An 18,733-nucleotide genomic window follows, 5' to 3' on the forward strand; every position below is an offset into this window, starting at 1 on the left:
TGTACCTTGAAAAATCCATACAGAAACAGAAAAGACATCAACAAACAAACCGTAATCAAAACATCGGGATATTGTAGAAATATAATATCAGACTGTATCGGAAGATACAGGGCATGGGAAACCATGCAGCTGTCTGAGCAACGCTATGCAACAGACAGAAGAGGTCAAGCAGAAAAGAGCACAGGGCGGATGCCTTGGCACTAAGAGCCGACGAAAGACGTGATAAGCTGCGAAAAGCCGCGGGGAGGAGCAAATATCTTGTGATCCGCGGATATCTGAATGGGGAAACCCACATGAGGACACCTCATGTATCCATGCGCCAATTCATAACGCATGGAAGGGAACCCGGTGAACTGAAACATCTAAGTAGCCGGAGGAAAAGAAAGAAACATCGATTTCCTGAGTAGCGGCGAGCGAAAGGGAAAGAGCCCAAACCGGGATGCGAGCATGCCGGGGTTCGGACCGCAGAAAGGACTGCAGGAGGCAGGGGAATGGTTTTGGGAAAGCCAGCCAGAGAGGGTGAAAGCCCCGTAACCGAAGCCGAGAGCAGCCAGGCGGGATCCAGAGTACATCGAGACACGTGGAACCTTGATGGAAGACGCGGGGACCACCCCGTAAGGCTGAATACTACTTAGTGACCGATAGCGCAGAGTACTGTGAAGGAAAGGTGAAAAGAACCCCGGGAGGGGAGTGAAAGAGAACCTGAAACCCTGTGTTTACAAGCTGTGGAACCGCGAAAGCGGAACCGCGTACTTTTTGTAGAACGGTCCGGCGAGTTGCGTTGTCCGGCAAGGTTAAGCACATAAAGTGCGGAGCCGCAGGGAAACCGGGTCTTAAGAGGGCCGGAGTCAGACAACGCAGACCCGAAACCGGGTGATCTATCCATGTCCAGGCTGAAGCTTCTGTAAGAGGGAGTGGAGGGCCGAACGCACATCCGTTGAAAAGGGTGGCGATGAGGTGTGGATAGGGGAGAAATTCCAATCGAACCCGGAGATAGCTGGTTCTCCTCGAAATAGCTTTAGGGCTAGCCTCATGAGAGTCTGCCGGAGGTAGAGCACTGAATTTCCTAGGGGGCGTCAAAGCTTACCGAAGAATATCAAACTCCGAATGCCGGCCAGATGATTCATGGGAGTCAGACTGTACGAGATAAGTTGGACAGTCAAAAGGGAAAGAGCCCGGACCGCCGGCTAAGGCCCCCAAGTGCGTGTTAAGTGGGAAAGGATGTGGGATTTCAAAGACAACCAGGATGTTGGCTCAGAAGCAGCCATGCATTCAAAGAGTGCGTAACAGCTCACTGGTCGAGAGGTCCTGCGCCGAAAATGTCCGGGGCTGAAACACGCCGCCGAAGCCGCGGGATGTATGCAAGTACATCGGTAGAGGAGCATTGCCGCCGCGAAGAAGCAGTACCGGAAGGAGCTGTGGAGTGACGGGAAGAGAGAATGCCGGAATGAGTAGCGAGAGGAAGGTGGGAATCCTTCCGGCCGAATATCCAAGGTTTCCAGGGTAAAGCTGATCTGCCCTGGGGAAGTCGGGACCTAAGGCGAGGCCGAAAGGCGTAGCCGATGGACAACAGGTTGATATTCCTGTACTGCGGGATAACAGAACTGTGGGGACGTATGCGGGAACCATGAGCCGGGAACGGAAAGCCCGGTGCAAGCAGAAGAGGTGGCGGGGAGGCAAATCCCTCCGTTAAGCCGGGGCTGTGACGCGGAGCGAAGAAAGAAGTAGCGAAGCATGGGGAGCGCGTACCGGGAAAAGCCGCTATAGTTTATCCTGTACCCGTACCGTAAACCGACACAGGTGGATGGGGAGAGAATCCCAAGGCCGACGGGAGAAGCATTGTCAAGGAACTCGGCAAAATGGCCCCGTAACTTCGGGAGAAGGGGTGCCTGCGAAAGCAGGCCGCAGAGAAAAGGCTCAAGCAACTGTTTAGCAAAAACACAGGTCTATGCAAAACCGGAAGGTGAAGTATATGGGCTGACGCCTGCCCGGTGCCGGAAGGTTAAGAGGAGGGGTTAGCGCAAGCGAAGCTCTGAATCCAAGCCCCGGTAAACGGCGGCCGTAACTATAACGGTCCTAAGGTAGCGAAATTCCTTGTCGGGTAAGTTCCGACCCGCACGAAAGGCGTAATGATTTGAGCACTGTCTCGACAATGCACCCGGTGAAATTGAAGTGCCAGTGAAGATGCTGGCTACCCGCGCCAGGACGGAAAGACCCCATGGAGCTTTACTCCAGTCTGGTACTGGGATCTGGTGCTGCATGTACAGGATAGGTGGGAGGCTGAGAAGGAAGGACGCCAGTTTTTCCGGAGCCGCTGTTGGGATACCACCCCTGCAGTACCGGGTTTCTAACCAGCCGCCGTAAGCCGGCGGTGGGACAATGCCAGGCGGGGAGTTTGACTGGGGCGGTCGCCTCCGAAAGGGTATCGGAGGCGCTCAAAGGTTCCCTCAGGATGGACGGAAACCATCTGAAGAGTGCAAAGGCAGAAGGGGGCCTGACTGCGACACCGACGGGTGGAGCAGGTACGAAAGTAGGACTTAGTGATCCGGTGGCAGAACGTGGGATTGCCATCGCTCAACGGATAAAAGCTACCCTGGGGATAACAGGCTTATCACTCCCAAGAGTTCACATCGACGGAGTGGTTTGGCACCTCGATGTCGGCTCATCGCATCCTGGGGCTGCAGCAGGTCCCAAGGGTTGGGCTGTTCGCCCATTAAAGCGGTACGCGAGCTGGGTTCAGAACGTCGTGAGACAGTTCGGTCCCTATCCGGCGCGGGCGAAGGAGATCTGAGAGGAGCTGTCCCCAGTACGAGAGGACCGGGATGGACGGACCACTGGTGCATCTGTTGGCACGCCAGTGCCATGGCAGGGTAGCCAAGTCCGGACGGGATAAACGCTGAAGGCATCTAAGCGTGAAGCCCCCCTCAAGATGAGATGTCCCATTCGAAAGAAGTAAGACCCCTTGGAGAGTACGAGGTAGATAGGGCAGGAGTGGAAGTGCAGCAATGGATGGAGCTGACTGCTACTAATCGGTCGAGGGCTTGACCTTCAGGAAGACGGGAAGGAAGAAGATGGATGGCTGTATACTGTATGGGTTTTTCAGGGTATAAGGAAGAAAAACTGAAAAGATAATCCTCGATAGCTCAATGGTAGAGCACGCGGCTGTTAACCGCGGGGTTGTTGGTTCGAGCCCAACTCGGGGAGGTAGGAATTCTGTAAGCAGCAATGTTTACAGGATTTTGTGTATCAAAGACCGGGAGGTTATAGAAATGAAAATTTCACTAATTGAAACACAGCGCCTTATCCTTCGGGGATTTACAAAGGATGATGCCTTATGGGCATATCGTATCTGGAATGATCCTGAAATGGGGCAGTATCTGCCGGATGAGGCAAAAGAAGAGATTGATGTGGAATACCTGAAAATGCTGGAAGGGCTTGGCGATGATGACAAATGCTGCTATCTGATTCCGGTATTAAAAGATTCGATGCAGCCAGTTGGAACCTGTAGTTTTATGATAAGCACAGATAAAAAGATTTATGATATTGCTTACTGCGTACATAAAAATTACTGGTGTCAGGGGTATGCAACAGAAATGGCACAGGGAATGATTGATTATGCCAGAACACAGGGGGCGGAAAAAGTCACTGTCTTCGCAGGCCAGGAGAACCTTGCCTCCAATCGTGTTGCGGTAAAATGCGGCGGTAAAGTGGTAAGTGAAAGTACTTACAGGAAAAGAGGAACCGATGTAATCATGAAAGATTATAAATATGAGATTTTGCTTTGAAACTGTTTTATGAAAATGATGAAAAAGAAAATCATTGTAAATGGATTTGAGAATCCAGGAAGGAGCAGCGTCAGATGAAGAAAAGTACAGTGAAAAAAATGACTTTGTTATTATTATTCAGTTTTTGCTGGATGATACTGTTAAACGGTTGTGGTTCCGGAGAGAAAAACAGTCCCCGGAATCAGTCTGCCTCAGAAGAGGATGGAAAGGAAGCGGATAATTCCGGAGAAAAAGCCGCATCTGAAACAGAGGAAACACTGGGAGAGTTCTCGGTAAAGGATATAGAAGGCAACACATACACACAGGAAATGTTTGCAGATTATGATCTGACTATGGTAAATGTATTTACAACCTGGTGTTCGCCATGTGTCAGTGAAATTCCGGATCTTGAGAAACTTCACAATGAGATGGAAGAACAGGGAGTAAATGTGGTGGGAATTGTCCTGGATGCGGTAGACGCTTTTGGAAAAGCAGATGAGGAAGTTGTGGAAACAGCAAAACTTCTGGCTGAGAAAACAGGTGCAGCCTATCCGTTTCTGATTCCGGATGAAGGTTATCTCAATGGCAGGCTTTTGGGAATTAATGCGGTTCCTGAGACGTTTTTTGTAGATAAGGAAGGAAATATTACAGGAGAGACTTATTCTGGCAGCCGTTCTCTGGAAGACTGGAAAACAATTGTGGAGACAGAGCTGAAAGGGGCTGTGAAATGAGGGCCATGCTGTCTGGCAGGAAAGAAACTGTTTCAGACGACAGGATGAACTGGCACCATGTTTCACGAAAAGGAATCTGTATGGCCGCAGCAGGGCTTTTTATGATGGGGTTAGGAGTTTACCGGGGGGAAATGTCGGTGGTTCTGGAAAAGGCAATTAATATCTGTATGGAGTGTATTGGAATTGGATAAGAGAAAAAACACAGGTGAATGGAAACGTCATGGAGTACAGGCATTTTGGGCGCTGCTCACCAACAGTTATCTGGCAGGTTTTGTTCAGGGAAAAATATATAAGGGAAAGCTGAAAAATCTCTGCGTTCCCGGACTGAACTGTTACTCCTGTCCGGGAGCGGTGGGCGCCTGTCCCATTGGAGCAATGCAGGCAGTAATCGGTAACCGGAATTTTAAATTTGCCTTTTATGTGGCAGGCTTTCTGATGTTTGTGGGAGCATTGACAGGAAGATTTGTCTGCGGCTGGCTGTGTCCCTTTGGGCTGATTCAGGAGATGCTGCATAAAATCCCTTTCCTGAAAAAAATCGACACATTTCGGGGAGATAAGCTGCTTCGGAAAATGAAATATGTTATTTTTATTGTATTTGTCATACTTCTGCCCATGGTTCTGGTAGACGTACTGGGACAGGGAGCCCCTTACTTCTGCAAATTAATCTGCCCGGCAGGCACTCTGGAGGGCGGGCTGCCACTGGTTCTGCTGAATCAATCCATGCGAGGCGCCCTTGGATGGCTGTATGCATGGAAAAATGTTCTGCTCCTTGTGACGGTTATATTGTCGGTGATGATTTACAGGCCTTTCTGTAAATACATATGTCCCCTGGGAGCGGTATATTCTGTATTTAATTCCATAGCCGTATTCCGGTATCGGGTAGAAAAAGAAACCTGTACAGGCTGCGGTGTCTGTGCCAGAGTATGTAAAATGCAGGTTAATCCGGCAGAGCATCCAAATCATCCGGAATGTATACGGTGCGGGGTATGTAAGAAGTCCTGCCCGGTAAATGCAATACATTAAATATTATGAAAAAAGTGCTTGCATTTTGTGACAAACTGTGATAATATTAATCCGTCGCTGAGATAGCGGCAGAAAAGACAGTTGGCTCCTTGGTCAAGCGGTTAAGACATCGCCCTTTCACGGCGGTAACACGGGTTCGATTCCCGTAGGAGTCATTCCATAGTTAATAATTTATGTCAGTATCTGACAGACAGATCTTATTGAACATTGCTGCTCAATAGGCATAACATGCCGATGTGGCTCAATTGGCAGAGCAGCTGATTTGTAATCAGCAGGTTATCGGTTCGAGTCCGATCATCGGCTTGTGTTGATTCAGTCAACTTGGACCTTTAGCTCAGTTGGTTAGAGCAACCGGCTCATAACCGGTCGGTCCTGGGTTCGAGTCCCCGAAGGTCCACTATATTAGCTATGCGATTATGGCCCAGTGGCTCAGTTGGTTAGAGCGCCGCCCTGTCACGGCGGAGGTCGAGGGTTCGAGTCCCTTCTGGGTCGCTGATACAGTTTTATACTGTATCGCGTTGAATATATATTCAATAAAGTGTGCTTGCCGGATGGATATTCGGTAAGAGATTAAATGGGATCTTAGCTCAGCTGGGAGAGCATCTGCCTTACAAGCAGAGGGTCACAGGTTCGAGCCCTGTAGGTCCCATTTGTGCCGGCGTGGCGGAACTGGCAGACGCGCAGGACTTAAAATCCTGTGGTGGCAACATCGTACCGGTTCGATTCCGGTCGCCGGCATTGGATGAGGAAATTAAAAATATAATAAAGAGATTTTATTGCAGATATGGTTCATCGGTAGAACGCTAGCTTCCCAAGCTGGAAAGGCGGGTTCGACTCCCGTTATCTGCTTTTTTTAATGTAACTTTTTAACCCGTGAATCATATATGGAGGAGATAATATGGTAAAACACATTGTAATGTTTAAGCTGAAGGAAGAATTTAATGGCAAAACTGCCAGGGAAAATGCTGAAGAAGCAAAGGCAAGGGCAGAGCAGCTGAAAGATCTGGTGCCTTCTGTAGAAAAAATGGAGGTTGTATGCAATGCTCCGGCGGCAGACGGAACCAATTATGAGCTGGCGCTGATCTGTGATTTTCAGGATATGGCAGGGCTGGACGCGTATCAGAAACATCCGGAACATGTAAAGTTTGGAGCATTTATCAGTCAGATGCGGGAAAGCAGAGCATGTATCGACTATGAATATTAAATACCCGGAGATTAACGTTCGGGAGAAGGGGAACAGAGCATATCTGAACTGTCATTTTCTGACGTTCCGGTATGCTCTGAAACCGTTCCGGGATTCTGCTGAATAGAAAAGGTGTCTGATAGCAGCAGTCAGTAACCGTTCCGGGATTCTACTGAATAGAAAAGGTGTCTGATAACAGCAGCCAGTTTGCCCGAAAGAGCTGCATTATCTGCCAGTAGCCCATGCCCCGGAGCTGATACTCTCTGACCAGATCGAATTTAGCGGACAGGCTTCGTACATCTTCAAACCATACTTCATGGGTGAGTCCTTCTGAAACATAGCGAAAATAAGGAGACTGGGCAGTTTCATCGTACTGGATAAGGGCATTTTGGGCAATAGCAATCTGGACAGCCTGAATATTTCCGATGGTGACGGCTTTTGAGGTACCCTGTACGAAAGGGAGCGTCCAGTCATAACCGTAATTGGGAATGCCAAGGCTGATTTTGGAAGCCGGGATTTTGGTCAGGGCGTATTCTACGACCTGACGGACTTTGTTGAGGGGTGCCACCGCCATGGGAGGGCCATATGTGTATCACCATACAGGATTCCGTTAATGTTCCGGAAGTTTTGGATAAATAACAAGTTCAAAACTGGCATTGTCGCGGTGGAATTTCCGGCTTCGCTCTGTTTTGATATATTCTGCGTGGTGAATGATACTTTTTAGAATTTCATTTTTGATCTGAGCATTGTCTGTATGGGTATAAGCATCAAGAATGGGGCAATGGGCAGGAAGCCATGTATTTTCGGCGGACACAGTCTGCTGTTCGGCTTCAATGGATTGCTGCAGACGGAAAATTTCGGTTCTGACGATCTGTATTTTATCTGAAACAGCAGTGAAACGGGTCTGAAAAATTTCCGGAGTATAGATACCCTGTTCCAGTAGTTCACAGGTGCGTATCTGCTGCTTTTCTGCCAGTTCCAGCTCTTTTAAATAATTTTTCAGCATATGTTCTTTCATGTTCCATTCCTGAACACGGTCCGTATCTGTTTCCCATTCCAGCATGTAGCCATCCATCCATTCCTGCAGGGCTTCCAGAAGTTTTTGTTCTATAAGATACAACGGGGCGGAAATGTTGTCACAGTCACGATTGGGACAGCGGAGACTGTAATAACTGTCTCTGGTGTTGCTGGCAGTTCTGGTAAGGGCAGAGCCGCATTTTTTGCAGGTAATAATGCCGGACAGGGGGTTTTTCAGGATTTTGCTGTTTACAACAGGCGGCGCAGATTTTGCATGAATCAGTTTCTGAACTTTATAAAATATATCTTCCGAAATAACAGGGGGATGAAGTCCGCTGTACATTGGAAAGTCCGGGTTTTTTATACGGATTTTCCGGGTGGTTCCCTCCGCAATGGTTTTCTTTTCTTTTTTTCTGCCCCAGCAGATTTTTCCAATATAGACCGGGTTTTCCAGTATGTCTTTGATGGTGCTGACAGACCATTTTTCCGCAGCCTTTGGTTTTATGCCCATTTCATCCAGTTTTCTGCAGATGCGCAGGCGTCCCAGAGGTTTCCAGGAACCATCCGGCTGTTTTTCTCCGAAAAGACAAAGGTGGAAAATCAGACGGACGACTTCTGCCTGCTCTGGCACAATCTCCAGGGTATAACCTTTTCCTCCAGGTATTTTTACCCGTTCGTAACCATAGGGAGCGGTGCTGGCAATCCATTTGCCTTCCTGAAGGGAGGCCATACGTCCTCGCTGAATGCGGCGGTTTATGGTTTTATATTCCCTTCGGCTCATGAAAAGTCCGAATTCAAAGTATTCTTCGTCGTATTCGTCGGTGGGGTCATATATTTTCAGCGGAGTCAGAATCAGCGTGTCAGAAATCTGAAAATATCTGGCTATGGTTCCCTGGTCGCCGGTATCCCCCCTTGCCAGACGTTCCACTTCCGCCACCAGAACACCGTCGCAGCTTCCGTCACTGATGTCCTGCAGCAGTTTCCTGACAACGGGCCGGTCCTGAATGGTTTCTCCGGAAACAATTTCCCTGTAAAATTTTGAAATGGTAATGCCCAGATTTTCTGCAAAAGTTTTCAGCAGTTTTTCATGACGCAGCAGAGTTTCTCCTTCCCCATGGGCTTCGGCGTCACGATCTGCGCGGCTTTTTCGGAGGTATGCGTAATAAGTGCCCTGTGGATTTAAAGGTCTGTTCATGGTTTCACCTCCCTTATCAGTCTATGAAAAAGGAGCATAAAAAAATGCACTGTCATTTCATGACGGTGCGGGCGGTACTGCTTGTGCAGGAAGGGTGCTGTCAGTAATACCCCGCAACAGAGCTGCGGGGTACGGTTTATTTTCTTATTATATGATACAGGCAGATAATACGCCTTTATAATTATCAGGAAATAAAGAATTCAGACAAAACCTTCATATGGTGTGTTATAACATTTCAATTACAGCGAGATTTGGTTCAAAATAGATAATATAATTGTCCAGTGTGGTAAATACCCCATATTTGGAGCGGTATTTTTGGATGGATTCTGCCAGAAATTCCTGAGTTACCTCCAGGTATTCAGCCATTTCAGCCAGGCTGTGGCATCCGTGCCGGTAGGAATTTATAATTCCGTTTAATCCAATCAGACGGTTGTAGGACCAGAGGCGTGCCTTCTGTTCCTGTTTGCGGTTCTGAACATTGTTCTGGTTCAGAATATTTCCAACACTGGTATAATAATGGCCCAGTTCTTCTGCCAGTACGCATTTCTTTTCTGTTGTGGTCAGAGTGTCCTTAATAGCAATTCTGTTTCCCTTGATTCTCCCATCGCAGGATTTCAGAGGCTTCTCCTTTGTAATCAGATGGTTGCTGTCTGCCTCTATAAGCAATTCTGTGTAATCCATAATATCACCCCTGTCAGTTTCCCCATGTATGCTTCCGGCATTTTACTGCCGGGAATCATAATCAGAAATTTTCATCATCCATAATGTCTTCATCATGCCGGATCATTTCTTCCGTTATTTCCACATCCGTGCGTTCGTGAGCGGCGTTTAAAAGATACGGAGAAGTATCTTCCGTCACTTTGGAGGGACGGTGAGAACTGTTATAAGTATAAACAGCGGAAGACGTCTGTTCGATGGAACGCTCCCATTCCTTCGCCAGAGTGAAATCTACCATTTCCCGGCCATGGTCGTCAAGCACACGGTATTTTTTTATGATGTTTTCAAATTCTTCCGGAGTCGCCCTGTCTTTATACTGTTCTTCTGTTCCGTCCTGAAACAGATAATTGGCATCACAGTGCAGGATGTGAAACAAATCATATAAAAGGGCAGCACGGGGGGAATTTACATCTGTTTCCCAGTTTCCAATGGCCCCTTTGCTGACTCCCAGCATTTCAGCAAGCTGAGGCTGGGTAATTCTGAGGGATTCTCTTTTTTCCTTTAATCTTGTTCCAAAACTCACCATTGTCACCTCCTGTACGATAAAATATTACTACATAAAACTGAGAGAATCAATACAAAGAACAAAAAAACTGAGAAATTTATTGACTTCTCAGAATAACTATGTTAATATCTGGAAAAGAAAAGAAAAACTGAGAAAAAGAAAAGGAGGATTATGGAGTGAAAACCGACTGTTCCAGAAAAGAGGTTTTGGCAGGAAAGAGACAACAGGTACAACCAGCAGTACATAAAATGTACAAAGGAGCAGGAGGAATTTATGGAACATGCAGCAAAACAGTTCAGGCTTGGGTCTGCTTCTGTAATAATCTGTGACGACCAATGTGTTTCCGAAGCGGAAGCAGAGGAAATCATAAAGGATCTGGCTGAAAGGATAAAGCCTTATATGGTGAAAACAGCCATGAAGGATAAAGTTTTATATGATGAAAACAGCCATAGATGAAATCATCTGAATGAAGCGGACAGACAGAGTATGGAAAGTGGAAAAGCGGAGCGGGAAATCAGAAAGAAACAGGAGGGATTACATTGGATAAGGGAATATTATCGGAATACATGGATGCCTGTGCAATGATAAAAGAAACGGAGCAGGAAATCAGAAAATTAAGAGCCAGGAAAACGGAAACGGTAGAAGATGTTGTGAGGGGAAGCAATGGGAGTTTTCCCTACCAGCCCCGGAATTTTCATATATCAGGAACCGTTTCCGGAAGCGGAACGGAACGAAAGGTCCGCAGACAGGAACAGATTTTAGAGGAACGGAAGGAGCGGGCTGAGGAGATAAAAACAGAGACGGAATCCTAGATGAATACCATTCCCATGCGGATGCAGCGTATTATAAAATATAAGATTTTTGAAGGAATGTCATGGGAAGAGGCAGCGGTAAAAATTGGAAGAAGGGCCACAGGAGAAGGAATAAGGAAAGAATTTGAAAGGTTTTTTGCCTGAGAAGTCGGGTGTCGGAAGCTGGGACGGAAATGTCCGGCCAGTTACCGGCACCCGTCCTGTTTTCTCCTGCTCCATAAAAAATAAAAGTTTGTCCGCTCTGTCCTGATTGTCCATGTTTGGGGTGCTAATATGATACTAAGCCATGGAAGATACACATGGCAGTACCGTTCCTTAGCGGTATGTTACCGGGCGCGCCGGGCAGTGGAGGGAGGTGAACGGAAAAAGATATGAAACATGGAAAGCAGAAAGATGAAGTAAGAGGTGTGCAGTAATGATTAATACCGTCATTGAGTCACTCAGCAGTTCCCTGAATGCTGAATTTGGCAGTAATTATGAAATATACAGGGAAATGACAGAACAGGAATTAAAGGAACGCAGTTTTCTGATATCCTGTCTGAGTTCCGGTTCCAGGCCCTTTCCGGGGAAACAGTATTTCCGGGAAAATCTCTTTGGTATCCGGTATGCTCCCAAACGGGAAGGACGGGAGAGGGAAGAATGCAGTGCAGTGGCAGAGCGTCTCTTTTCATGTCTGGAATACCTGACTGTGGAGGGCAGAACCATAAGGGGAACCGGAATGAAATACGAGATTACGGAAGGAATCCTGAATTTCATGGTAAATTATAACCTGTTTGTCTGCAGGAATGGTGAGGGAATTCCTGCAATGGAGGAGATTTCAGGAGAAATTTCAGCAAAAGAACAGGGGAAAAATCAGGTGTGAAGTATCATTCAGGAGAAATTTCAGCGAAAGGAAAGGTGAAGTACCATGACAGGGAAGAACCGTTTACTGAAAAGATCGGACAACGGGAAAATGAAATCAGAAGAAACAGAATCTGAGAAGCCTGAAAAGGCGGAAACCCTTTTCACAAAGGAGCAGCTGCTCCGGTCAGAACGGTTTCAGGACAGAAAGGACCTGCTGAACGCCCTTCTGTCTCCGGAACAGCAGTATACCATGAAACAGGCAGAACAGAAAACAGAAGATTATATGAAAGGAAAGGTGAAATAAAATGGCTTTAGGCGGAGGTACATTTATAACTCAGAACAGAGAACTTCCGGGAACTTATATCAATTTTGTTTCGGCAGCATCTGCAAATGCAGCTTTATCTGAGCGGGGAATTGCAACTATGCCGCTGGAACTGGACTGGGGGATTTCCGGTGAAGTATTTGAAGTGAGCAGCGAGGATTTCCGGGAGAACAGTATGGAGATTTTCGGTTATGACTACGGACATGATAAAATGAAAGGGCTGCGGGATCTGTTTTTGAATACCAGAATTCTGTATGGGTACAGGCTGAACGGAAACGGAACAAAGGCATCCAATGATTATGGAGAAGCAGTCTGCAGCGGAGAGCGCGGAAATGACCTGAAAATTACGATTCAGGTAAATGCAGATGATGAATCTCTTTTTGATGTGAAGACCATACTGGGAATCGAAGTGGTGGATGAACAGACTGTTTCCGGGGCAGGAGAACTTGTTTCCAATGCGTATGTGAAATGGAAGCCGGAGGCAGCACTGGCGCCGGCTGCGGCAGTGCCTCTCAAAGGAGGTACCAATGGTACGGTGGAAGGTGGTTCCTACCAGAACTATCTGGATAAAATTGAAGGTTATACCTACAACACCATGGGAGCAGTCCTGGAGGATGAAGTCACAAAAGCCCTGTTTGTTTCTTTTGCGAAGCGTATGCGGGATGAAATGGGTGTGAAATTTCAGCTTGTTCTTCACGATTATGCAAAAGCAGATTACTGCGGTGTCATCAGTGTGAAAAATGAAACCACAGATGGAGAATGGAGTGGGGGAAGCCTTGTTTACTGGACAACAGGGGCGCTGGCAGGATGTGAAGTGAACAGGAGCTGTCAGAACAGAATTTATGACGGAGAGTTTACGGTGAAGGCTGATTTTACACAGAACGATCTGAAAAAAGCCATTGGAACAGGTGAATTTGTATTCCACAAAGTGGGAGCAGATGTTCGGGTGTTAAAGGATATTAACACCATGGTTACTGTTTCTGATACTCAGGGTAATGTATTTAAGGAAAATCAGACTGTCCGGGTAATCGACCAGATTGGAAACGATATGGCTGTGCTGTTCAATACAAAATATCTGGGAGCTGTTCCAAACGACAATGCCGGACGGGTATCTCTTTGGTCCGATATTGTGTCCCATCACAGACAGCTGGAACAGATACGGGCAATTGAGAATTTTTCAGATGCGGATGTGACTGTGCAGCAGGGTGCGGATAAAAAAAGCGTGGTAGTGTCCGACGCGGTGACCGTTGTAAATGCCATGGACAAATTATACATGGTCTGCACCATTATGTAGGAAAGGAGTGTTGAAGTATGGGAAATGCAGTTATGAGCGCAAATGACGCCATATATGGGGGCCTTGCGGAGTGTTATATTACCATTGGCGCCCGGCGTTATAATTTTATGAGCATGACAAATTTTGAGAGCAAATGGGAAGTAAATATCACGGATGTGGCAATTCTTGGAAAAGTGGGAATGGGTCATAAAGCAGCCGGCGGAAAGGGAACCTGGAGCGGAACTGCCCATTATAACCAGTCCATATTCCGAAAGATGGCAGATGAATACCAGAAAACCGGAAGAATGCCTTATTTTGAGATTCAGGTAAGTAATGAGGATCCCGGAAGCAGCGCCGGACGTCAGACCATTACCCATCATGACTGTCTGTGTGACAGTTTCATACTGGCCAAATTTGAAGCCGGAGAGGAAATCATGGATGAAGAAATTTCCGGAACGTTTGAAAGCTGGGATATGCCGGAACAGTTCAGTGAGCTGAACGGATATTAAAGGGAAAATTATACACGTGACAAATTCTCCTGTATATGATAAAATTCAACTATCAATACAAAGGAGGAAGTAAAACTATGAAAAAGAAAATTGCTGCATTATTACTGGGCATGGCAATGTGCCTGTCAGTAACTGCCTGCGGCGGAGGAAATGACAAGTCAGATAAAACGGAGGATACCGTCAAAACAGAGCAGAGTGAAGATTCCGCTTCAGATGCAGAAGACAGTGAGGAGACAAAGGAAGATGCGGCGTCTGATGACAAAGATAAGTCAGAAGATCCGGAGCAGGCAGGGGATGCCGGAGAACAGGAAACACCGGAGGAGCCTGAGGAAGAGGAAAAGATTTATAATATCGGAGAAACTGCTACCTTAAAAGACTGGGATATTTCTGTAACAGATGTTCAGATTGTGGAATCCATTGCAGCAGATTATGGTTCTTTCAGTCCGGATGAAGAAGGAAACAGATATGTACAGGTATTTGCGACAATTACCAATAACGGAAAGCAGGCAGGAAGTTTCCTTCCCATGATTGGAATGGGAGATGATGTGTCTGTAAAAGTTCTGTTTGGGGACGGATATGAATTTGCTTCTGTAAATTTACTGGGATACAGCAACGATCTTCATGATTCCAAAGTAAATCCGTTATCTTCCCAGACAGGGGAAATAGCATTTGATGTTCCGGAAACTGTGGCTTCTTCAGAGGAAGAACTGCTGATACAGTTCAATTCCGGTAATGATTCCGTGAAATTTAAACTCAGATAATCTGGTCACGTGGACAGAAAATTGCATAACAGCAGTAAGAAGAGAGCCTGTTTTCAGGCTCTCTTCTTCTATGGAAAATTCTTCCGGATTTCATTTAAAGATATATTCAGAAAGAGAGGATAAATTTATGTCAAAATTCAGCAGATTTATGAAAGAAAACAAATTTAACAGAGAAAATGGAACTTATGCGCCTACTTCCAGCTTAACCGATGAGACGGGAAAGCCGCTGGAATGGGAATTCAGGCACGTTTCCTCCAAAGAAAACGAAGATCTGAGAGATTCCTGCACCATAGAGGTACAGGTAACAGGAAAACCGAACCTGTTTCGTCCCAGAGTAAATTCTTCTCAGTACCTGGTAAGGCTTATAGCCACTTCCACAGTATTTCCGGATTTGTATGATGCGGGCCTGCAGGATTCCTATGGTGTGAAAACGCCGGAAGATCTTGTGTATGCCCTTGTGGATGATCCTGGGGAATACCAGAGACTTGGAAGCTGGATTCAGAAATTCCAGGGATTTGACAAGGCCCTGGAAGAAAAGGTGAATGAGGCAAAAAACTGATTGAGGGAGGGGACTGGGAAGCAAACTATGTGTATTATGCCCTCCATAAGCTGCATATCACACCCTCCCGGTGGCTTGCGATGGAGGGGCAGGAAAAAGCATTTGTCATAGCAGCAATCAATATAAAGACAGAAAATGATAAAAAAGAGAGGAAAAAGGCCAAATCTCAGGCCAGGAGAAAAGGAAGGTGAAATAGTTGCTTCAGGCAGGAATTGAATTTCAGAATTATTTTACAACTATGCTGTATGACATTATGGATGCTGTGAATCTGTCCACAGCATCCATTTATAATATGCAGCATGCACTTAACAGTGCAACCGTTACAATTAACCAGGCGGCGGCTGCCATACAGGGGCTGGAAAGAGGGGCGGGAACCACATCTGCCCGGCCTTCGGATACACCGCCGGGAACCTGGCAGGCAGATAATCAGCGGGTGTTTACCGGTTCCGGGGAAGAACGGTATCAAATGGAAACAGCAGAATTAAATCAGATGCTGGAACAGCTGGGCGATACCCAGGATGCCATTGCAAGGCAGGCATTCCGCGATTTTACATTTCCGCCGGAGGCTTTTCAGGATCTGAACAGTCTGGCGGCCAGAATATCCATTATGCGGGAACGTGTGCAGCAGATAGAGGACAATCCCCTGAATTTCGGCACAGATACTGCAAATATGGAACTGGAACGTCTGCGCAGTCAGCTGAGTCTGGCGCTGCAGCAGCAGAACAGGTTAAATGAAGCCGTGGACAATGCAGATGTTTCTGCTGCAGGTGCGGCATATCTGGGCCTGTCCCGCATCATAGGAAATACAGAGCGTTATGTGAGAGACACCGCAGATGGACAGGGGGAACTCAATCGGGAGACGGAGCAGGGGAAAGCCAGTGCAAATGGAATGCTTAAAGCCGTAAAAGAAACCGTATCTCAGTATGCAACCCTGGACAATCTTTCAGCAGTTATGGATTTGTCAGATCAGATGATGGCTGTTGCCGCCCGCCTGGATATGATGAATGACGGACAGCAGAGCACAGAGGACTTACAGAACATGATTTTTCAGGCAGCAGAACGGTCCGGCGGTTCTTATCAGGGAACTATGGCAGCAGTTTCGGATCTGGGCATTACGGCCGGCGGCGCCTTTTCCGGAAATGAGGAAATCGTGGCCTTTATGGAGCAGGTGAACAGGCAGCTTGCAGTTTCGGGAACAGGAGAAAGCGGGAGTGATGCGGTTCTGTCCCAGATTACCCAGGCCATGAGCTCAGGGACTCTGGGAGAAGGAGGATTTGATACTATTCTGAGTCAGGCTCCCGGCATGATACAGGCCATTGCCAGTTACATGGGACTTCCTGCAGAACAGTTAAGAAACCTGGCAGCGGAGGGAAGGATTACGGCCGATATTGTGAAATCGGCCATGTTTGCGGCTACAGATGAGACCAATACAAAATTTGCAAGTATGCCCATGACGTTTGCTCAGATGCAGACTTCTTTTCAGAATCATGCCCAGATGGCTTTCCAGCCGGTTCTGGAGCGTATCAATGAGCTTGCAAACAGTGCGGAATTTCAGGAATTTATAAATGGAATTATCAGCGGATTCTATATGGTTTCCGGAGTGGTGCTCTGGATTATGGATCTGATGGCGGCGGCAGGAGGATTTATCGGGGATAACTGGTCGATGATTTCTCCGATTATTTATGGCGTTGTGGCAGCTTTGTCAGTTTATCTGCTTGTTGCCGGGATTGTTGCAGTCATCAATGGTGTGATTGCCATATCAGAGAGAATAAAAGCAGCGGCTCAGGGAATAGCAGCCACTGCAACAGAGATAGAAACAGCTGCTCAGCATGGATTGAATGCAGCTCTGGCAGCATGTCCACTTACATGGATTGTCCTGATGATTATTGTGCTGATTATGATTATTTATGCAGTAGTTGCGGCTATAAATCATTTTGCGGGAACTTCCATATCAGCTACAGGTATTATCTGCGGAGCATTTGCAGTTGCTGGTGCATTTATTGGAAATCTGATTATCGGCATGATTAATTTTGTAATCGGTGTGTTTTGCCTGTTCTGGAATTTTATCGCAATGTTCGCAAACTTTTTTGGAAATGTGTTCAGTGATCCGGTAAATTCCATTGCAAGGCTGTTTTTTGATATGGCTGACTTTGTTCTGCAGATTCTGGAGACACTGGCATCGGCCATAGATACGGTGTTTGGCTCAGATCTGGCCGGTACGGTTTCCGGATGGCGCGGTTCCCTGGAAGGATGGGTTGATAAAGAATTCGGCAAAGGGAAAGAAGTCATGAAAGAAATGAATCCGGAGGACTATTATCTTGACCGTCTGAAGTATGGAGATGCCTGGGATAAAGGATATGGTTTTGGACAGGGAACAGAGGGTACGATTTCAGATTTACTGAATTCCGGGGGTGGACTGCCGGGACTGGATAATTTTCCAACGGAAATTCCACCATATGAAAGCGGCCCTGGTGGCGGCCCCGGCGGCGGCCTGGGCGGATGTCCTGGAGATAGTGTGGCTGACGGTCTCAACAGCAGCGGAACAACGGGAAACCTCGATGCCATTTCCGCGAATACCGGAGACATGGCAGAGTCCATGAACATCACTCAGGAGGACCTGAAATATCTGCGGGATATAGCAGAGCAGGAGACGGTGAACCGGTTTACCACAGCCCAGATTAATATTGACCAGTCCGGCATGAAAAATACGGTAACCGGAACCAATGACCTGGAGGGTTTTGTTTCAGGGCTTACCGAAGCAGTGAATGAAGCAGTAATAAGCATAGCGGAAGGAGTGCATAGCTGATGGCAAAAAGCGGATATGAATTCTATCTGGGGAAACGTCTGCTTCCGGTTCCGCCGGAGCAGCTTCAGATGACATTCAATAATGCAAATAAAACAGTAACTTTAATGAACGGGGAACAGGTGAATCTTCTGAAAAAACCGGAGCTGACAGACATTGAATTTGAATGTCTTCTGCCTCAGGTACGTTACCCCTTTGCAGTCTATAAATCGAAATTCAGAAAGGCAGATTATTTTACAGAATATTTTGAAGAACTGAAAAACAGCCGGAAAATAGTTCGATTTAAGGTTTACCGGAACTTACCCAATGGGAAACCGCTGTCTGGCGTTAATATGAAGGTATCCCTGGAGGAGTACAAAATAACCGAGAATGCCAAAGAAGGAAATGACCTGAAGGTAAAAATCAAACTGAAGCAGTATCGGCAGTTCGGAACAAAGACAGTTAAAATTTATAAACCTGCAAAAGATAAAAAGAAACGGAAGGCAACAGAGGACAGAATTCCGCGGGAAACGGAAAATTCTCCGGCGCCTTCCGCACCGCAGACTTATACTGTGGTAAAGGGAGACTGTCTGTGGGCTCTGGCAAGGCGTTTTTATGGGAATGGTTCTCTCTATACGGTGATTTATGAGGCCAATCGTTCCGTAATCGGGGGAAATCCTGATCTCATTTACCCTGGTCAGGTACTGGTCATTCCGCCGGTGTAGGAGGAAATGCAG

At 46.9% G+C, this 18,733-nt stretch carries 19 protein-coding genes, 8 tRNA genes, 1 rRNA gene and 1 other annotated feature (1 of these 29 cut by a window edge); of the genes, 24 read left to right on the forward strand and 4 right to left on the reverse strand.

The annotated features are described in order from the left end of the window. Positions 1–112 (forward strand) — a sequence feature (23S ribosomal RNA rRNA prediction is too short) (it extends 1,196 nt beyond the left edge of the window). Positions 113–162: 50 nt separating this feature from the next. The 14 genes from C805_RS09755 (at position 163) to C805_RS09820 (ending at position 6,722) form a co-directional block, all read left to right on the forward strand. Beyond that, positions 163–3,049 (forward strand): 23S ribosomal RNA (locus C805_RS09755). 83 nt (positions 3,050–3,132) lie between these two features. Next, positions 3,133–3,204: transfer RNA gene (locus C805_RS09760), tRNA-Asn, on the forward strand. Positions 3,205–3,269: 65 nt separating this feature from the next. Then, positions 3,270–3,785, forward strand: a complete 516-nt coding sequence (locus C805_RS09765) for a GNAT family N-acetyltransferase (protein ID WP_016213665.1) — start codon at positions 3,270–3,272, stop codon at positions 3,783–3,785. A 74-nt stretch (positions 3,786–3,859) separates the two neighbouring features. Then, positions 3,860–4,495, forward strand: a complete 636-nt coding sequence (locus C805_RS09770; protein ID WP_016213666.1) for a TlpA family protein disulfide reductase — start codon at positions 3,860–3,862, stop codon at positions 4,493–4,495. Further along, entirely contained in the window at positions 4,492–4,686 is a 195-nt protein-coding gene (locus C805_RS27490) for a CD1871A family CXXC motif-containing protein (protein WP_016213667.1), read from the forward strand. Before C805_RS09770 ends, C805_RS27490 begins: the two co-directional genes overlap by 4 nt. Next, positions 4,679–5,518: a 4Fe-4S binding protein gene (locus C805_RS09780; RefSeq protein ID WP_016213668.1), complete on the forward strand. Its 840-nt coding sequence runs from the start codon at positions 4,679–4,681 to the stop codon at positions 5,516–5,518. Before C805_RS27490 ends, C805_RS09780 begins: the two co-directional genes overlap by 8 nt. A gap of 83 nt (positions 5,519–5,601) precedes the next feature. Then, positions 5,602–5,673 (forward strand) — tRNA-Glu (locus tag C805_RS09785). A gap of 75 nt (positions 5,674–5,748) precedes the next feature. Continuing rightward, a tRNA-Thr gene (locus C805_RS09790) sits at positions 5,749–5,821 on the forward strand. Positions 5,822–5,841: 20 nt separating this feature from the next. After that, positions 5,842–5,915, forward strand: a tRNA-Ile gene (locus C805_RS09795). A 21-nt stretch (positions 5,916–5,936) separates the two neighbouring features. Next, positions 5,937–6,010, forward strand: a tRNA-Asp gene (locus tag C805_RS09800). A gap of 84 nt (positions 6,011–6,094) precedes the next feature. Beyond that, positions 6,095–6,167, forward strand: a tRNA-Val gene (locus tag C805_RS09805). A 5-nt stretch (positions 6,168–6,172) separates the two neighbouring features. Next, positions 6,173–6,256 (forward strand) — tRNA-Leu (locus C805_RS09810). Positions 6,257–6,296: 40 nt separating this feature from the next. Further along, positions 6,297–6,367: transfer RNA gene (locus C805_RS09815), tRNA-Gly, on the forward strand. A gap of 49 nt (positions 6,368–6,416) precedes the next feature. Next, positions 6,417–6,722: a Dabb family protein gene (locus C805_RS09820; RefSeq protein WP_016213669.1), complete on the forward strand. Its 306-nt coding sequence runs from the start codon at positions 6,417–6,419 to the stop codon at positions 6,720–6,722. A gap of 148 nt (positions 6,723–6,870) precedes the next feature. On the opposite strand, the gene C805_RS09825 is transcribed toward C805_RS09820, so the two are convergent. The 4 genes from C805_RS09825 to C805_RS25070 all read right to left on the reverse strand — a co-directional run bounded on the left by C805_RS09825 (position 6,871) and on the right by C805_RS25070 (position 10,156). Next, complete coding sequence (locus C805_RS09825; RefSeq protein ID WP_016213670.1) at positions 6,871–7,275, reverse strand: glycosyl hydrolase family 18 protein; 405 nt, start codon at positions 7,273–7,275, stop codon at positions 6,871–6,873. A 36-nt stretch (positions 7,276–7,311) separates the two neighbouring features. Further along, positions 7,312–8,913: a recombinase family protein gene (locus tag C805_RS09830; RefSeq protein WP_016213671.1), complete on the reverse strand. Its 1,602-nt coding sequence runs from the start codon at positions 8,911–8,913 to the stop codon at positions 7,312–7,314. A gap of 225 nt (positions 8,914–9,138) precedes the next feature. After that, positions 9,139–9,594 carry an ImmA/IrrE family metallo-endopeptidase gene (locus C805_RS09835; RefSeq protein WP_016213672.1) on the reverse strand — a complete coding sequence of 152 codons (456 nt, stop codon included), beginning with the start codon at positions 9,592–9,594 and terminating at the stop codon, positions 9,139–9,141. A 61-nt stretch (positions 9,595–9,655) separates the two neighbouring features. Further along, on the reverse strand, positions 9,656–10,156 hold the full coding sequence (locus tag C805_RS25070) for a helix-turn-helix domain-containing protein (protein WP_016213673.1): 501 nt from the start codon (positions 10,154–10,156) through the stop codon (positions 9,656–9,658). Between the two features lie 252 nt (positions 10,157–10,408). Here C805_RS25070 and C805_RS09845 point away from each other — a divergent pair, with 252 nt between their 5' ends. The 10 genes from C805_RS09845 to C805_RS09890 all read left to right on the forward strand — a co-directional run bounded on the left by C805_RS09845 (position 10,409) and on the right by C805_RS09890 (position 18,721). Beyond that, complete coding sequence (locus tag C805_RS09845) at positions 10,409–10,591, forward strand: hypothetical protein (RefSeq protein ID WP_016213674.1); 183 nt, start codon at positions 10,409–10,411, stop codon at positions 10,589–10,591. Between the two features lie 83 nt (positions 10,592–10,674). Continuing rightward, a complete protein-coding gene (locus C805_RS09850; protein WP_016213675.1) occupies positions 10,675–10,947 on the forward strand; it encodes a hypothetical protein in 273 nt (90 codons plus the stop codon). Positions 10,948–11,362: 415 nt separating this feature from the next. After that, on the forward strand, positions 11,363–11,809 hold the full coding sequence (locus tag C805_RS09855; RefSeq protein ID WP_016213677.1) for a phage tail terminator family protein: 447 nt from the start codon (positions 11,363–11,365) through the stop codon (positions 11,807–11,809). Positions 11,810–11,854: 45 nt separating this feature from the next. After that, positions 11,855–12,094 carry a hypothetical protein gene (locus C805_RS09860; RefSeq protein ID WP_016213678.1) on the forward strand — a complete coding sequence of 80 codons (240 nt, stop codon included), beginning with the start codon at positions 11,855–11,857 and terminating at the stop codon, positions 12,092–12,094. Position 12,095: 1 nt separating this feature from the next. Next, positions 12,096–13,406 (forward strand): phage tail sheath family protein, encoded by a 1,311-nt coding sequence (locus tag C805_RS09865; RefSeq protein WP_016213679.1) that lies wholly within the window; start codon positions 12,096–12,098, stop codon positions 13,404–13,406. Between the two features lie 17 nt (positions 13,407–13,423). After that, positions 13,424–13,894, forward strand: a complete 471-nt coding sequence (locus tag C805_RS09870) for a phage tail tube protein (protein ID WP_016213680.1) — start codon at positions 13,424–13,426, stop codon at positions 13,892–13,894. A gap of 77 nt (positions 13,895–13,971) precedes the next feature. Then, positions 13,972–14,655: a DUF4352 domain-containing protein gene (locus C805_RS09875; RefSeq protein WP_016213681.1), complete on the forward strand. Its 684-nt coding sequence runs from the start codon at positions 13,972–13,974 to the stop codon at positions 14,653–14,655. Between the two features lie 127 nt (positions 14,656–14,782). Beyond that, entirely contained in the window at positions 14,783–15,214 is a 432-nt protein-coding gene (locus C805_RS09880) for a phage tail assembly chaperone (protein ID WP_016213682.1), read from the forward strand. A 196-nt stretch (positions 15,215–15,410) separates the two neighbouring features. Beyond that, positions 15,411–18,020, forward strand: a complete 2,610-nt coding sequence (locus C805_RS09885; protein WP_016213683.1) for a tape measure protein — start codon at positions 15,411–15,413, stop codon at positions 18,018–18,020. Continuing rightward, complete coding sequence (locus C805_RS09890; protein WP_016213684.1) at positions 18,020–18,721, forward strand: LysM peptidoglycan-binding domain-containing protein; 702 nt, start codon at positions 18,020–18,022, stop codon at positions 18,719–18,721. The genes C805_RS09885 and C805_RS09890 overlap by 1 nt, the downstream gene beginning before the upstream one ends. The last annotated feature ends 12 nt before the right edge of the window (positions 18,722–18,733 follow it).

The sequence above is a fragment of the Eubacterium sp. 14-2 genome (assembly GCF_000403845.2).
Taxonomy (GTDB): Bacteria; Bacillota; Clostridia; order Lachnospirales; family Lachnospiraceae; genus Petralouisia.

Bases quoted from the DNA above. Each gene is read 5' to 3' on its own strand.
- C805_RS09765 (WP_016213665.1), top strand. From the start codon at position 3,270: ATGAAAATTTCACTAATTGAAACACAGCGCCTTATCCTTCGGGGATTT.
- C805_RS09770 (WP_016213666.1), top strand. From the start codon at position 3,860: ATGAAGAAAAGTACAGTGAAAAAAATGACTTTGTTATTATTATTCAGT.
- C805_RS27490 (WP_016213667.1), top strand. From the start codon at position 4,492: ATGAGGGCCATGCTGTCTGGCAGGAAAGAAACTGTTTCAGACGACAGG.
- C805_RS09820 (WP_016213669.1), top strand. From the start codon at position 6,417: ATGGTAAAACACATTGTAATGTTTAAGCTGAAGGAAGAATTTAATGGC.
- C805_RS09825 (WP_016213670.1), bottom strand. From the start codon at position 7,275: ATGGCGGTGGCACCCCTCAACAAAGTCCGTCAGGTCGTAGAATACGCC.
- C805_RS09830 (WP_016213671.1), bottom strand. From the start codon at position 8,913: ATGAACAGACCTTTAAATCCACAGGGCACTTATTACGCATACCTCCGA.
- C805_RS09835 (WP_016213672.1), bottom strand. From the start codon at position 9,594: ATGGATTACACAGAATTGCTTATAGAGGCAGACAGCAACCATCTGATT.
- C805_RS25070 (WP_016213673.1), bottom strand. From the start codon at position 10,156: ATGGTGAGTTTTGGAACAAGATTAAAGGAAAAAAGAGAATCCCTCAGA.
- C805_RS09845 (WP_016213674.1), top strand. From the start codon at position 10,409: ATGGAACATGCAGCAAAACAGTTCAGGCTTGGGTCTGCTTCTGTAATA.
- C805_RS09855 (WP_016213677.1), top strand. From the start codon at position 11,363: ATGATTAATACCGTCATTGAGTCACTCAGCAGTTCCCTGAATGCTGAA.
- C805_RS09860 (WP_016213678.1), top strand. From the start codon at position 11,855: ATGACAGGGAAGAACCGTTTACTGAAAAGATCGGACAACGGGAAAATG.
- C805_RS09865 (WP_016213679.1), top strand. From the start codon at position 12,096: ATGGCTTTAGGCGGAGGTACATTTATAACTCAGAACAGAGAACTTCCG.
- C805_RS09870 (WP_016213680.1), top strand. From the start codon at position 13,424: ATGGGAAATGCAGTTATGAGCGCAAATGACGCCATATATGGGGGCCTT.
- C805_RS09875 (WP_016213681.1), top strand. From the start codon at position 13,972: ATGAAAAAGAAAATTGCTGCATTATTACTGGGCATGGCAATGTGCCTG.
- C805_RS09880 (WP_016213682.1), top strand. From the start codon at position 14,783: ATGTCAAAATTCAGCAGATTTATGAAAGAAAACAAATTTAACAGAGAA.
- C805_RS09890 (WP_016213684.1), top strand. From the start codon at position 18,020: ATGGCAAAAAGCGGATATGAATTCTATCTGGGGAAACGTCTGCTTCCG.